A 15,063-nucleotide genomic window follows, 5' to 3' on the forward strand; every position below is an offset into this window, starting at 1 on the left:
TCTTCCGCGCTAAACTGCGCTGGTTACCGAAACAGGGGGGATTGATTTCATGACTGCGACAACATGTGCGTGGTGCGCCGCATACTCCACGATGATTCGCTACCACGACTCGATAACCGTCGACATGGACGAAGCTTCCACGGAGCATCAGTTCCAGGCCCCATTTCAATGCAGTAACTGCAAGCGTTTTAGCATCGGGGAGGTTTGGGGCGACCCAGGACAATCCGCTCCACACGCGAACAACACCTCCTTTTGGGACCGCAATACGAAGCATATTTCTTGGACGCCCAAGACGATTGGGGGGAAGAAATTTCCCGATGTTCCAGAGCACATAGCGTCCGCTGCTGATGAAACGTATATGTGTCATTCGATCGGCGCATTTCGCGCGGCTATTCTGCTCGCGCGCGGAGTCGTTGAAGCGACTGCCAAGGACAACGGAATCACCTCCGGGACGCTTCACGCGAAAATTGAGGGCATGCACGCTGCAGGAATCGTACGGAATTTCACTCGCGATGCGGCTCACGAATTGCGCTTCCTCGGTAACGACATGGCCCACGGGGATTTTGTTGATCGAACGGATGTCGACGATAGTGAGGCGGTGCTGAGCGTGATGGCAGAGATTCTCAATGAGGTGTATCAAGGCCCAGCGCGTGTGCTCCGAATGCAGACTAAGCGCACCGCTGAAAATTAGGTTGGCCCGCGGATTTTGGGTCGGCTCTGGCGAACGGTTGCGTGGCAAGAGCAACGCTCTTCGGCGATCTAGGGATGCTGTTTCAGCCAGCTGATCTTGACAGCTGCTGCTTCCACCTATTCGTTTACCTATTCACCGGCAGCGAATAGGTAAACGAATAGGTAAGGGGTCTCTTTCCCTGTCCCACCACCACCCCCGCGCTGCGCTCGCTTCCCAACCTCCCACACCCATCGTTCCTCAGTGTGTAGGAGGTTGGGAAGTAAAGGGGTGGTGGTGGGACAGGGAAAGAGAAGAAAAAAGTAGAAGAAGAGAAAACAGAAGTACAAAAACAAAAGACAAAAAACAGAAGAGAAAACAGAGAAAGAACAAGAACAAAAGACAGGAAGAAAGTAGAAAAAATGGGGCAGGAACAGCAGCGAGGCGAACCGAAAATGCGTGAGCTGACAGCGGCGACGCAGTAGAACGAGCAGGACAGGCAAAGTGACGAGCGGATGCGATCAAGGAGCAGGGCTCAGGTCGAAAATGCGCGGTGTGGCATGCCGGGTGCTGTCGGTGGCCGGGTGGAGAATCGTCTCGTAGACCTTGAAACGTTGTCAGTGCGGAGGCTGAATGATGGTGCAGGTGACGGAGCGCGACGAAGCACTTCTGGCATGGCTGGACGTCGTTCGGCTGGCCGATATGGACGCCGTGCGGTGGGCGCTGGGCGCCCTCTCCGGCGCTGGCGAGCCGGTGACGTTGCGGCGGGCGCAGCAGTGGGCCGCGCGGATGATCGGTACCGGACTGCTGGACCGGGGCCGAGTGGCGTATCGAGACGGGTCGGTCGTGTGGGCCACGCATCTGGCGATCGGGAAGCCCCCGCCGAACTTGTTTCGGCAGACGACCCGGCATGAGGTCGCTGTCGCGACGGTGTCTGCCCGCTACCTGGCTCAGGGGTTCACGTGGCGGCGGGACCGCAAACCGAACAGCATGCGTGAGCATCAAGCTGATGGGGTGGCCGAGCGTGACGGGATGGTCGAGTTGGTGGAGGTGGAGCTGACGCCGAAGACGTGGCAGCGGTACCAGTCGATCTGCCAGAACCATGCGTATCGTCTGGCTCATGAGGGGATTGATCGGGTGTCGTATTTCTGCACGGCGGACGCTGATCGGGCGGTGACACGGGAGGCGGATAAGCACCTGGTCCGCACCGACCGACCCCGTTTCGTTTCCCAACACTCCCTCGACGCACGCGGGTACTGGACCGGCGCCGAACTGGACGCCGGTGCCTACGCCACCGCCCACGGCCGGACCGACCTCCTGGTTGAACTCGATAGCACGAGCGGGTGGGGCGCAGCGCAGGCCACCTCATGAGCGGTACCGTCGCTCCGGCCGAGACGGACGCCACCAGCGACATGATCGCCCGGCTCCTCGGCGCTGCGTTCGCGCTCGGTGTCGTCGTAGTTGCGTTGCCCCTGGTCGTGCCCGTTGTGGCGAGTCGGATTGCCGGCGACGTGATCGCGACGAAGACCCGGTTCTGGGTGGTGTGGCGATGGCAGTGGGTCGTGAACACCATCGGCATCCTGCTGGTCGCCGGGCTCATCATCTGGGAGGGCTTCCTGTTGGTGGGCTGGATCCGCTCCGGCGGCGCGACCGTATTCTTTGACGGAGACAAGTGGTGGGCGCAGCTCTGGCCCATGTTTGGCCCGTGGGCCGTAGCAAACTTTTTCGCCGGGGTGTTGCTGCTGCCGACGGCGTGGTCTCTGCGCCGGCGGAAGATCGCCGAGCAGGTACGGTCCCGGCGGGTATCGAACGTAGTGCGGCAGGAGAAGATCGAGACCGCCCGTAAGCGCGCCGCCGACAGCAGTGTGGCTCACCGCATCGGCGTGCGCCTCGAAACCGAAACGGGCCGCATCATCGGCACCACCCGCCAAGCCGTCACCGTGCCGCTAGCCGTCGGCGGCCAGCGGCAAGCGTTCGGGGTGACCAGCCGCGTGACGGTGCGGACGCTCGCCGACCGGTTCTATGACATGCGCCGGGTGCGCGACTGGGTCGACGCGACCGGCAAATACCTAGTGCTACCGCCAACAGCGTCGTCCGTTCGAGCGTTGATCATCGCCGAGTCCGGCAGCGGGAAAACCGTCCTCATCAACGGTCTCGTCCTGTGCGCGCTGGAGTACGGATGGCCGGTCTTCGTCATCGACGCGAAGGGCGACCCGGCCGACGCCGAGAACCTCGTTGCCGTGGCCGAAACCTACGGACGGACCGCAACTACGGGCGGCACCTGGAACCTGTTCAACGGCACCGCTGACCAGGTGACAGCGAAGCTGATGCGGCTCATGCCGGTCCCGGACGGCGCCAACCAGCACTACCTGGACGAGATCCGTGGCGTGCTGCAAATGGTGCAAGGGCGGTCGCCGCTGCGCAGCATCGCCGACCTGCGGGAGCGCCTGACGTATCCGGCCCGGTTCGTGGAGGATACAGTCGACCTGCCGCTGATCAACAAGCGTGTTGAACGCGATGGCGCGACCGCGGGAACACGCGCATTGCAGAGCCTGCTGGTGGCGTTGCGGCCGATGCAACGCTGGATCGGCCAAGACGGCTGGTCCTACAACGCACCGAAAGCCGACGTGACGGTGATTCCGCTATCGCCGGTCGATGATGCCCAGGCTCGGCTGGGCGATCTGCTGTTGCTGGACCTACGAAACTTCTTGGCAGCCCGGCTGGAGCGGCGTGATAAGTCCCCGGTGGTTGTCATCGTCGATGAGTTCCCGCAGCTGGTGACCGGGTCGCAGGACCCGGGCGACACCGCGGGGAGCCTGTTTGAGACGGCGCGCAGCGCGGGCGTCGGTCTGGTCCTGGCGACGCAGAGCCCGGCGGGTTTGTCGAACGATGAGGTTCGGCGGCGTCGTGCGTTGACGAGTGGGGCGGCGTTGATCTTTGGCCGGTCCAAAGACCCGGAGGATGTGGTGAAGTATGCCGGGACGGTGATGCGGATGGAATCTGCCGGCCGCGCCACCGGTGAGGAGCTGGGCAGCGCCCGCGCCCAGCACACCTACGTCATCCCGCCGCAGGACGTGCGCGAAGCCGCCGACGGGGCGTTCTGGATCGTGCAAGGCGGTGCGATCGCCCCCTTTCGTGCGCTGCCCAACCGGCAGATGCACACACCACCGTCTGTGCCGATGACGCCTCAGTCGGCCGTCGCCGAGCGTGATGATGTCAGCCAGATCGAGCAGCTCGATGTTGTCGAACCGGAGGAATCGGGGAGCGCCGCCTGACTGGTGCCGGCGGCGTCCCACCACGATCAGAGCCGGTCGACGTTGTCGATGGTGACGACGCAGCGAACGCCATAGTCGCGGATGAGGCGGCGGCAGCCAGCATCCACCGCGCTGGAAGCAAGACCGGGTACTGCACCGCAGGGACGTCTCAGCTCCAGGGCGGTTATTGCGGTGCCCAGCGCACCGGACTGGTCCTCCGCCTCGACAATGACGGTCTTCGTCGTCAGTGCCGCCAGAAGCCGGTTGCCCCGTTGCAACCTCCACACCGCCGAGGAGGTCCCTGGTGGGATCTCACTTGCCACGACGCCGCGCGTCGCGGCCGCGTCGACCAGCTCAGTGTTCTCCGCAGCGGCCGTCTCATCCAGGCCGGTCGACAGGACGACCACGTTGCGGCCGGCGAATGCCCGGCCGGTGGCGAGTACCGCGGCGTCGATCCCGCGAGCTGCGCCGGAGGCGATCACCCATCCGCGTTCGCAAAGCCCAGAGGCCAGGTCCACGCACACGTGCTGGCCAAAGGAGGTCGCGAACTGCGTACCTGTCAGTGCCACGCTCGAAGCGCTCAAAAGGGAAGCATCCCCGCGAGCCCATAGAGCAAACGGGGCTGCATCCCCGAAATCGTTCGCGGATGTCGGCCAGCTCGGGTGTGCCGGGGTGAGCAGCTCGTACTCGCCGTCGACCGTGCGGCGGATCGTATCGACGACCAGGTCGACCGAGTATCGCGGCAGTGTGGTTGATCGCAGCTGCGCGATGGTCCCGTCTCGTCCAGCCGCAGTCTCGGCGTCTGGGGTGAGGAGAGCGGTGAGGGCCGGTTCGGCTCCATATCGTGCGATAAGCGCGCCGACGTGACGGTCGCCGGGTTCAGCGATGGTGGCCCAGGCGGTGCGGGCGATGGTGTCGTGACTGATGGGGCTGTTCGTGGTGGTGCCTTGGCTGATGGTGTCGATAACCGCAGCGATGGTCATGATGGTGGCTCCCTCTCCTGGACCGAATATTTTGTTTGCCTTCCGGCGAGAGAAATCGATAGCGAGCGGGAGAGCCGTAGTGCCCAGAATCTCAGGCGAAATAAGGGAGCCTGCGACCGCGTCTGAGAATCTGGGAACGCAGGCGCGAAGCGAGCTACGATGACCGGCCGGAAAGGTCAAACAAGCCCCTGAAAACAGGCCGCGAATGCGGCTCAAAATTTGGGGTTTGCAGCGGCGACAGCCGCTTCCGCACAGGTCTTTGCATCGTCCAGCGGTCGCCGCACGTTAGCTCACGACACGGCTAATGAGGGTTCGGAGGTGTTGTTGCGCTCAGGATTATTGAAGTGATTTTCTGTCTTCTGGGGGTGTGTCACCACCAATGTCAGAGGTGAGCATTACTCTCGACATAGACGGCGACGACGCCGCACAGAAAGGGAATCGTGACGGTGCACACCCGGTCCGCTCGAACGGATAAGACAGCCCCGCTGGCAGGAATATGCCCGGCTGTTGCCACAATCCGCCGCCGCCCGGCCAGCCCCGTAACTGATTCTGCGTGTCGCGTCGTTGTGGTGATTGACGAGCACCGTATCGAGTCCTAGAGAGGGAGATTTACTTGTGTCCAGTCAGAATCAGGCAACAACGACACAGACCACGAACCAGCACACCGACCCACCCGTGAGCACCGCCTTTCGCGGCGCCTCACGCGCCCAGGGCTACATCGAAGCGGATGCCCCCACCAACGAACGCCCTGCCGCCACAGCCCCAGAGGTCCGGGCCGTCGACGCGACTGGTAAACCGTCCACCGCGACGCCGAAGATGCCGGCGGGAATCCGGTCGGAGCCGGCTCTGGCCGACCTTTTCGGCAGGTCCGACCACAACCTCGGACGGCTCTCCACCGCCCCGCCGGTGCAGGGCGCGCAGCGCGGCCTGCGCGGCATGCTCTCCCGGATTGGATTCACGATGTCGCCGGGGCCGGCGGAGCTGGCCGAGCGGGAGCAGGCCGAGGCGCTGCGCCGGGATGAGGAAACGATCCGGCAAGCGACCTGGACTCGCGCGGTGAGCGTGTTGGTCGCCAACCAGAAGGGCGGCGTCGGCAAGACACCGTCGGCGATCATCGCCGGCGGCGTCCTCGCCGCCGCCCGCGGCGGGTCAGTGTGCATCCTCGAGGTGTCCGACGACCCCGGCGCGCTGTCGTTCCGGGCGGAGGGGAACCCGGCCCACGGTATGGGCGAACTCGTCCGCGACGTGAACACGATCAGCAGTGCCGGGCAGCTCGCCGGCTACACCGCCCCACAAACCTCGTTCGCGTCCGTGATCGGCACCGTCCGGCGTCGGCCACGCCTCACCCACGACGACGTGACTGCTGTCGCGGCGGTCGTTGACCAGTACTACGGCATCCGCGTCATGGACAGCGGCAACCAGCCCTCCTCGTCCGCGTTCCAGGGCGCGGTCGATACAGCTGACGCGCTGGTGATTCCGGTGTTCAACGCTGGGGATGCAGTGTTGGAAGCAGTCGCGCTGCTGGATGTGCTCCGCTCGGCCGGCGGCAAGGCCGCTAGCCTCGCCAATCACGCCACGATCCTGCGGTTGACCGATGGGCGGCCGGAGAACCGGCAGGTTGTCGACCGGGTCGACCAGATCATCGAAGACGCTGGCGTCGAGCAGGTGTTCACCATCCCCTACGACCCGCACATTGCTGAGCGTGGGCAGATCACCCTCGATCACCTCGAACCGTCGACCAGGCGGGCGTTCGCCGCCGCGGCGGCGGGCGTCGTGCGTACCCTGCAAGCCACCGTCCGATAGCCGCGAAAGGCGAAGCGCCATGCTCACAGAATCCCTGCAGACCCTCGTGGGCACCGTGGTGCGCACGATTGACAATCCGCTCGATGGCATCCTGCCGGACTTCACCATTTTCGGGACGGAGTTCACCTCGCTCTGGCAGAAGCTCCTCGCCGGGGTGTGGGGGATCGGCATCATCCTGGCGATCGTGTTCCTAATCATCGGCATCATCAAGATGGCCAGCGCGTCCAGCGGCGGCAACCCCAACGAATATAAGACCGCCCGCAACCAAGCCATGTGGGCCGGCATCTCCCTTGGCGTGCTCGCCGCCCTCGCCGTCATTGTTGGCGCCATCCTCGCCGTCTTCGGATAGGAGCACCCGTGCACGCGACCGCACCGCCCACACGCCGCACCTGGCCCTGGATCGTCGGCGCCGCCATCCTCATCGGTGCCCTCATCATCGCCGGTGCCGTCTATTTCGGCGGCCAACGCGGCACGGCCACACCCACACCCGACCCGACAACCCCAGCAGCGACCAGCACGCCGACGCCGAGCACGACACCGGTCGACGCGGAGCCGACCGGATGCCTCGGCGGCGACACACGCGACGCCGCAATGGTCCTCGCCGCGCAGCAAGCCGCACCGCACACGACCAATGGTGCCGTCGACTTCGCCGCGTCATTCGTGCGGTGGATCCAACGCTTCCCATATCCGAGCGCCGATGACGCGGCCGCTGTCGGCGGCAGCGCTATGGCGCGCGATTCTGTAATGAGCGACCTCCCCGGTTATCTGTCTGGTCAACCCGACTTGTCGGGCGGCGTTGTCGGTCCTGGGGTCACGTATTACATGAGCACCATTCCTGGCGTTTGGAACGTGGAGTCGGCGACCGATGATCGGGTTGAAGTATCGGTCGGCACTGCTTTTGTTATTGACGGAGCGCTCAGTCCCACACTGAACTCGGCCATCACGGTAGTGACGGTGTGGGAAGACGGGCATTGGGAAATCTTCGATGCGGACGGCAATCGTTCGCCCGAGAGCCTGTACTCGGTGGGGCGGCCATTTACGGAGGGATGCTGATGCTCGCGCAGGCAGTCGTACTCGCGACCGATGACGGTTGGTGGAACCCGGTTCAACCTATCGCCGATGCCTTCAACACCGCAGTCGGTGTCGCGTCGTATTGGTCGGACCCGTGGGGCAATACGTTCAAGATGCTGCGTGATACCGCGCAGGGAATGAGCCGGGACATTATGCCGGCATTGACGAGCGCGACGCTGCCGGACCTGTCAGCGGATTGGTTCATCAACGCCTACAAAATCAGCTTTGCCACGGCGATCTTCGTCGCCGTCCTGCTGCTGATACCGCAAGCCGTGCGCACCGCGCGCGGCGCGCAAGCGGGCCGCGATCTCGTTGAGTCCGTCGGACTGTACTTTGGAACATTCCTGGTCGGGGCCATGTTCGGGCCAATGTTCGGGATGATTCTGATCAACTTCTTTCACGCCCTGACCGATGTGTTCGTCGCTGCCGGGTTGACCGGGACGACGGATACGATCACCGCGCAGCTCGGCACGATGATCAAGCAGGCTGATCCGGTCGGTATGACCGGTGGAGTCGTGATGGGCGTCATTCTGATGGTCTGCATGATCATTGGGCTCTTCCTCGTGCTCCTGATGCTTCTGGTGCAGCTGGTGACGCTGTATTTTACCGGTGTGCTTCTGCCGCTCGGGCTGGTGTGGATCATCGACAAGAACAAGCGCTCCTTCGGCTTGAAGATCGCTGGGTTGTGGATTGGGATTCTCGCCGCTCACCCGCTGCTGTTTCTGCTGCTGGGCTTGGCTTTCTCGATGACGGCCAACCAGCTCAACGCGTTCGGCAATAACTTCAGCATCCAATCGATGGTGTCGCTGCTGGTCGCCATCATCGGTCTGCTGATGGCGGCACTTTCGCCGTTGCTGTTGATGAAGTTCGCGCCGATCATTCCGATGGCCTTCGGTGGCACGACCGGTCCATCCGTGGACGTGAGCAAGCACATCGGAGCGCAGAACATGACGGAAGCGACCGAGCGCTACGGCCAACCCTCCAGTCAGGATCGGCCCTCGACGACGACGAAGGAGTCCACGGATTCCACGACCGAGCGGGTCTCGGAATCCTCGACAGGTCAGGGGAGCCTCTCGGAGGTCATCGGCAATCGCGCTGCTGCTGCCTCAGCGGGCTCGGGTGCGGCAGGTGAGGGGGCGACGATCGGCGCCGGCCGGGCAGCAACCGCCACCGCAGGAGCTGAGGGGGGCAGTGCGGCTGCCGCCGGAGGCGCCGCTGCGGCCGAGACGGGGCTCGCCGCTGCGGGGACTGCGGAGTCGGCGACCGGCGCGGGCGCGGTCGTCGGCGTCCCGACGCTGATCGCGGCGGCGGGCATCGCCGCTGCGCATAAGGGTGCCGAAGTGGTCGGGAAGGGCGTGGAGATGGTTCAGATGGCGGGGGAGCAGGCAACCGATTCGATGGATGACACCCCCACGGTTGGAGGAGATCACACATGATGACGGATCTGCACCACCGCACGGTCATCCGCTACCTAGGCGGGGAGAGTGGACACCGGTCCTTCTTCGGAGGCACGCACTCCCGCGCCCGCGTCATCTTCCTCGCGTGCTCGCTAGTGTTCGGGATGGTGTTCACCCCGCTGATCGGCTGGCCCGCCCTCGCGGTAGCGGCGGCGAGTTGCGGGGTGACGTTTCTGGTTACCGCGAAAACGCATCGCGGGTCGATCGTTGACCGGCGGCGCAAACGAGCCCGGTGGAAGAAGCGCACCCAGGCCGGCACGACCAGGTTCATGCCCTACGAGGTCGGGGCGTGGGACCAGCTCCAGCAAGCCCTCACCGACGCGCGCGCAGCCAAAGGCGCAGCAGCGCGAGAGGCGGCCGCGGAGGCGTCCCGCGCGGTGGTGGCGATGCGGGCGAACCCAGACGGGTCGGACGGGCTTGGCTGGCTGCAATACGGGAGGGGCGAGCCCGGCATCGCCTGGCACGCGCCGGTTGGGGAGCAGAGCTACCTGTCGATGACGTTCACCGTCAGCGGTCAGCTGCGGGGGATCGAATCGGCCATCGTGATGGCGCGCGCCGCCCACGGCTGGGGTGCATTCCTCGCTGCCCGTGCCGTGCCATCCGTGCTGGTGCAGGACGTGCAGGTCACGACGCGGGTGTTACCGGCGGATACCGCGCTGCAGGAATTCTGGGTGCTGAACAACCTTGACCCGGCTGCACCGGTGGACGCGGTCGCCTCCTACGAGGAAGTATTGCGCCTGACCGGAAATGACGCGATGGTGCAACGCCACTTCGTCACCGTGAACTGGCCGCTCACGCCCACGTTCTTTGACGCGGCCGCCAAGTACGGCGACGGTCGTGACGGCTGGCGGGCGTTGATGCGGCAGGAGATCGCCTCGACCAAGCGCGGCCTGGCGGAGTCGAAGATCGGACGGGTGGAAGTGCTGACGGCGCGGCAGGTGGCCGCGGTGGTGCGGCATCAGCAGAACCCGTCGCGGCCGATCGACTTCGTCGCCGACGTGCACCCGAACCGGGTCGGCGAACCGGCCGAGGAGGAGTTCTCCGCGCACATCGTCGACAGCATCGACCCGCTCACCGGGCTGCCGGTGCGGTGGTGGCACCGCACCGCCGCGATCCGTGCGGAAGCCCTCGCGACCGCGGCGCGCACGCAGCTGTGGGTGTTGGATCTGCTGATCGGGAAGGACATTCAGTTCGTCCGCTCGGTGAGCTTTCACATTCATCTGGTGCCGGCGTCGGAGGCGAAAGTCGCCGCCCGGCAAGACCTGGTCCGCGATACCGCCGAAGCCCTCTCCCGGAGGGAGGCCGGGCAGCTCGACACGGACGATACCGATGTGCACATGACGGCCGCCCGCCGGCGCCGGCAAGACCTCGTCTCCGGGTCGCAGCACCACGGCGCTGTCTGGATCGGGTTCGTGACGATCTCAGTCCAAAGCCGGGAGGAGCTGGCGCGGGCTTCCCGGCAGCTCGAGGAGACCTGCTCCACCGGCTTGGGCATTGAGAGCCTCGACTGGCTCGACTCGTATCAGGCGGCCGCGTCAGGCACGACCTGGCCGATCGGCCGCGGCCTGGTCGCATCCGCGCCGTCATTTTCCGCCCGCGTCTACAGCCGCCTCGCCGGCAAATCCGACAAGGAGGCCCTCACATGACCACACCCGACAGCCACAGCTCGCGCTCGAAGCTCTGGTCGCTGCCCGTGCTACGCCGCTTCGCACCACCCATCGAAGTCCCAGCCGACGAAGCCAGCAGCGCCGACCGTGCCGGTACCGGCAGGGCCGGCGGGGTAGAGATTGTGCCGTGGGCGCTGCCGGGCACGCCGCTGCGCACCCAGGCCGCGGCCGCGCGTCGCGGCTTCTACGCGCCCGCGCTGGCCGGCGCGCCGACGACGACGCGGCAGGCGGAGATTCTCAACACCGCGCTGATCGGCCCGCCGACCGGCACCCGCGGTGTGGTCAACGGGCGGGACGTGTTGTCGCGCACGACGATCTCCCACGACCCCGTTACCGCCTACAACTCGGAGCCGCGGGAGGTGTCGAGTCCGAACGTAATCGTGATGGGCGACGTCGGCGCCGGCAAAAGCTCCCACACAAAATGCAACTACGTCGTCCGCCCCCTGCTGCTTCAGGGCCGACGCGGGGTGGTGTTTGACAAGAAGGACCAGAACGGGGAGGGCGAGTACTCCAACGTGGTGCGGCATTACGGGTTTGAACCGATCCGGTTCACCACCGACGGCACCGGCACCACCCTGAACCTGCTCGATCCGATGATCGCCCGCGGCACCGGCGTTAAAGGGCAGACACGGCTGCTGAACATCGTCACCCGCATCGCCCGCGGCGACCAGCCCCTCAGCGAATGGGAAGAAGAAGCCCTCCGCGCGGCGCTGCGCCGCACCGTCGGCAAAGCACACGGGCGAGCCCCGGTACTCGCCGACGTGCTGCCGAACCTCGGCCTCGTCGTCGACGATGACGACTACCGCACCCTCTCGGCCACAGCCCGCGACGACCTCCACAAGGCCGGCCTGTCCGTGAAGTGGACGCTAAACGGGCTGCTCGACGAATACGCCGGCCTCCTCGACGGCGAGACATCATCGACCGTGGACCTCAGCGGCAAGCTGACCTCGTTTGATATCTCGCAGCTGCCCGACGATGGCCCGGCGGTGCCGGTGGTCATGGCGATCGGGAACATGTGGATGCTGGGTCGGCTGCGCAGCGAACGCGACTCCGCGACCACCGTTGTTTATGAGGAAGGCTGGCACATGATCGGCGGGTCGTCGGCGCAGCTGATCAAAGCCAACCAGAAACTCTCCCGCGGCCTCGGCATCTCGAACGTGTTCGTGATGCACAAAGGCACCGACATTCCCAAGGACTCACCCGGCATGGCCATCATCCAGGAAGCCCAAACCGTGGTCGTCTACCGGCAGTCCCGCCCCGAGGACGCCCTCTGGTGCCAGCAAACGTTTGGGTTCGCGCAGGAGACGGCGCGCACCATTGAGACGCTGGCGGATGGGCATTACATCTTCAAGTTCGGGTCGCACCCGGAAGCGCACGTGGAGCACATCCGCTCCGAGTGGGAGCGGCAGCTGACCAACACCGACGAGGGCCTGTCCGTCGGCACCATCTTCTAACATCATGGGCTTGGTCAAACTGCTCGCCGCCAGCCTCACCGGCCTGCTCCTGACCGTCGGCGGCACCGTCGCCCTCTCCTCCGGCACCGGCACCACCTGCGGCCTGACCGCGGTCAGCCGAGCGGATGCCGCCCAGCACGATGCTATCGCCGGGTATGGCGGCGACCAGCTCGCCAACGCCGCCGACATCATCAACGCCGCTGCCAAGCTCGGCCTCACCGCGCAGGCGCAAACCCTCGGCGTGATGACGGCGATGGGGGAGTCCAGCCTGATCAACCTCGACCACGGCGACACCGCCGGCCCGGACAGCCGCGGCCTGTTCCAGCAACGCGCCACCTGGGGATCCCTCGCGGAGCGGATGGACCCCGCTACCTCGGCCCGGCTGTTCTTCCAACGCCTGACCGCGCTGACCGGGTGGGAGACGATGACGCCGTCGGCGGCAGCATCCGCTGTGCAGATCAACGCCGACCCGGCACACTACGCGTCGTTCTTCGCGCCGGCGACCGAGATGGTCACCGCGCTGAGCGCCGGTGCCGGCGGCGCGTGCGGGGTCGGCGGGGATGCGGCCTTGCTGGCGCAGCAGCTCGTCACCGCCGCCGACAACGGGCAGCTGCGCGGCCTGGTCCCGGATCATCTGAAGGAGATCCGGTGGATCGCCAGCGGGCAGACCGTCCCGGACTGTGGGATTGACACCCGCATCCTGCAGGTGATGGTCCTGGCCGTCGACCAGTTTCACCAGGTCGGTGTCAGCGACATCAACCGCAAATGCACCGGGCAACTCCTCGGCGCCGGCACCCAGTCCTCGCACTGGATCAATGGTGGCGGTGGAGCCGTCGACTTCTACTCCCTCGGCGGCCGCAGTCTCACCGGCGCCGACGGCCAATCCCTGCGCCTAATCGGACTGCTCGACCCGGTCATGCCCACCGGGGCACGGATCGGGCAGGCAGGCTGCCGACGGGAGGCGGGCATCAACTTGGCGCTGGTGCACTTCACCCAGTTCGACGACACCTGCAATCACCTACACCTCGACGTCGCGTTCACCGACGATCCGATGACTGTTGGCTAACCGTGAGGCCCCACCCACGTCAGGGGTGATGTTTGTTCGTTCGAGGAGCATGCTGGCCCGGGCGGGCGCTGACCAACGTGCGCACGAGGTGCCGACCGGTGGGACAACTGGGCTCGGCGTTCCCTCCGGTCGCTTATTTCCTCACCCACTGGCCCCGCCACTCGGTCCCGCACTTATGGTCGCTTCCTCCCGGGCACAGCGAACCTCCGCTACCGAACAGCACCACCCCGACAGCGTGAGTGAAAGGAGCCCCTCGATGAACGAAACAGTCGGCGTCATCGTCTACACGAAACCGAACTGCCAGCCGTGCCGGATGACCAAACTCGCCCTCGACAAGCAGGGCATCAGCTACACCGTCGTCGACCTCACCGAAACACCCGCCGCCCTCACCTACGTGCAAGACGAACTCGGCTACAGCAGCGCTCCCATCGTCGTCATCGACGACCACAACCACTGGGCCGGCTTCCGCCCCGACCTCATCGCCAAAATCGGCCACTAACCACCAGGCCGATCGACGAGGCCCGCGGTAGCAGGGCCACGCGTCTGGACCCGGGTGGTGATCACCGCACGGGACGGGAGCTCGTAAACCTCGGCGTGCTCGACTCCGTGAATCGGTGGTCGTACTTCGGAGACGCCGCCTAGCACCAGACGCGACCCCGTCGGGATCGGTGGGAGACCCTGCGGGTCCTCGGACCGCAGCGCGGACGTCTTTGTCTTTTTTTGTCTGTCTGGCCGGTCATCGTAGTTCGCTTCCGTGCCTGCGTGCCCACCTGCTCGGGCGCGGTCGCAGGCTCCCTTATTTCCCCCGACCAGCCGTGCACTTCGGCACTCCCGCTCTCTATCGATTCTCTTGCCAGCCAGGCAAAAAAATCAGTTGAGCGGAGAGAATCATGCACAAGTTGCCCGTCACCACCCGTCCCGAACGCACCAGCGATGACATAGCAGCCGACCGTAAAGCAGCCACCGCATTCTTCGCCCGATACGCGACCACCGGCACGGGCAAAAGCCAACGCGACAAAGACGCACTCATCCGGTTCTACAGCTACGACTGGAACCTCATCTGCTGCGTCATCGAAGCCACCGAATGGTCCCGAACCCACGCCGACGACACCGCCGCGCACCGCGCCGCACGGCGAGCGGGACGCGCCGCCCAAGCAGCCCTTAATAACATTCCCGCTCGCGACGATTCCCGCCTACGTCCCTATGTGCACGCCGCGACCATGAAGCGCCTGCCGACCCCCGGTGTGACGCCCCGTCCGGTGGGTGAACGTCTCACGGCCCGAGGTCAAGCCGACCGCTTCTGGGCGCTGTGCCTGAACCCGACCGCGAAGTTTCGTGCGGCCGTCCTCCACGACGCCGACCAGCCCTTCAGCCGGTGGTTGCTTCTGCGGCCCGGCTATGGGCCATTGCAGGACGCTCCCGACGGATACGCAGGGACGCTCCGACTGCCCAAGTCCCAACGATTCGTGCCCGGCACGATCCGACCCGCCGGAATCAGCTACGACCGGGCACTGGAAATCGCCCTCGCCGCCCTCGACAACACCAGCCGATAACCCGGGAGAGACCGCCGCGAGGCGGCGGTCTCTCCCGGTGAGGGGGAACATCCCCCTCACACTCCCCCCACCGCGCGACGTTCTCCAC

At 65.4% G+C, this 15,063-nt stretch carries 13 protein-coding genes; 12 read left to right on the plus strand and 1 reads right to left on the minus strand.

Annotated features, from left to right (window positions below):
* Positions 1-49: 49 nt before the first annotated feature.
* The 3 genes from AC1MB9_RS16390 (at position 50) to AC1MB9_RS16400 (ending at position 3,942) form a co-directional block, all read left to right on the plus strand.
* Positions 50-691, plus strand: coding sequence for a DUF4145 domain-containing protein (locus AC1MB9_RS16390; protein ID WP_479962969.1), 642 nt, complete (start codon positions 50-52; stop codon positions 689-691).
* A gap of 609 nt (positions 692-1,300) precedes the next feature.
* Complete coding sequence (locus tag AC1MB9_RS16395) at positions 1,301-2,038, plus strand: hypothetical protein (RefSeq protein ID WP_479962970.1); 738 nt, start codon at positions 1,301-1,303, stop codon at positions 2,036-2,038.
* Positions 2,039-2,178: 140 nt separating this feature from the next.
* Positions 2,179-3,942 (plus strand): type IV secretory system conjugative DNA transfer family protein, encoded by a 1,764-nt coding sequence (locus AC1MB9_RS16400; protein ID WP_479962971.1) that lies wholly within the window; start codon positions 2,179-2,181, stop codon positions 3,940-3,942.
* Positions 3,943-3,968: 26 nt separating this feature from the next.
* On the opposite strand, the gene AC1MB9_RS16405 is transcribed toward AC1MB9_RS16400, so the two are convergent.
* Positions 3,969-4,904 carry a DNA-processing protein DprA gene (locus tag AC1MB9_RS16405; RefSeq protein ID WP_479962972.1) on the minus strand — a complete coding sequence of 312 codons (936 nt, stop codon included), beginning with the start codon at positions 4,902-4,904 and terminating at the stop codon, positions 3,969-3,971.
* A gap of 615 nt (positions 4,905-5,519) precedes the next feature.
* Here AC1MB9_RS16405 and AC1MB9_RS16410 point away from each other — a divergent pair.
* From AC1MB9_RS16410 to AC1MB9_RS16450, 9 genes are all read left to right on the plus strand, one after another.
* Positions 5,520-6,707, plus strand: a complete 1,188-nt coding sequence (locus tag AC1MB9_RS16410; protein WP_479962973.1) for a MinD/ParA family ATP-binding protein — start codon at positions 5,520-5,522, stop codon at positions 6,705-6,707.
* Between the two features lie 19 nt (positions 6,708-6,726).
* Positions 6,727-7,056 carry a pilin gene (locus AC1MB9_RS16415; RefSeq protein WP_479962974.1) on the plus strand — a complete coding sequence of 110 codons (330 nt, stop codon included), beginning with the start codon at positions 6,727-6,729 and terminating at the stop codon, positions 7,054-7,056.
* 8 nt (positions 7,057-7,064) lie between these two features.
* Entirely contained in the window at positions 7,065-7,760 is a 696-nt protein-coding gene (locus tag AC1MB9_RS16420; protein WP_479962975.1) for a hypothetical protein, read from the plus strand.
* Positions 7,754-9,214: a hypothetical protein gene (locus tag AC1MB9_RS16425; protein WP_479962976.1), complete on the plus strand. Its 1,461-nt coding sequence runs from the start codon at positions 7,754-7,756 to the stop codon at positions 9,212-9,214. The genes AC1MB9_RS16420 and AC1MB9_RS16425 overlap by 7 nt, the downstream gene beginning before the upstream one ends.
* On the plus strand, positions 9,211-10,881 hold the full coding sequence (locus AC1MB9_RS16430) for an SCO6880 family protein (protein ID WP_479962977.1): 1,671 nt from the start codon (positions 9,211-9,213) through the stop codon (positions 10,879-10,881). Before AC1MB9_RS16425 ends, AC1MB9_RS16430 begins: the two co-directional genes overlap by 4 nt.
* A complete protein-coding gene (locus AC1MB9_RS16435; RefSeq protein WP_479962978.1) occupies positions 10,878-12,356 on the plus strand; it encodes an ATP/GTP-binding protein in 1,479 nt (492 codons plus the stop codon). The genes AC1MB9_RS16430 and AC1MB9_RS16435 overlap by 4 nt, the downstream gene beginning before the upstream one ends.
* 4 nt (positions 12,357-12,360) lie before the next feature.
* Positions 12,361-13,422 carry a hypothetical protein gene (locus tag AC1MB9_RS16440; protein WP_479962979.1) on the plus strand — a complete coding sequence of 354 codons (1,062 nt, stop codon included), beginning with the start codon at positions 12,361-12,363 and terminating at the stop codon, positions 13,420-13,422.
* A gap of 256 nt (positions 13,423-13,678) precedes the next feature.
* Positions 13,679-13,921 (plus strand): glutaredoxin family protein, encoded by a 243-nt coding sequence (locus tag AC1MB9_RS16445; RefSeq protein WP_134441859.1) that lies wholly within the window; start codon positions 13,679-13,681, stop codon positions 13,919-13,921.
* A 391-nt stretch (positions 13,922-14,312) separates the two neighbouring features.
* Positions 14,313-14,975: a hypothetical protein gene (locus AC1MB9_RS16450; RefSeq protein WP_479962980.1), complete on the plus strand. Its 663-nt coding sequence runs from the start codon at positions 14,313-14,315 to the stop codon at positions 14,973-14,975.
* Positions 14,976-15,063 lie beyond the last annotated feature (88 nt).

It is taken from the genome of Cryobacterium sp. AP27 (assembly GCF_056680495.1).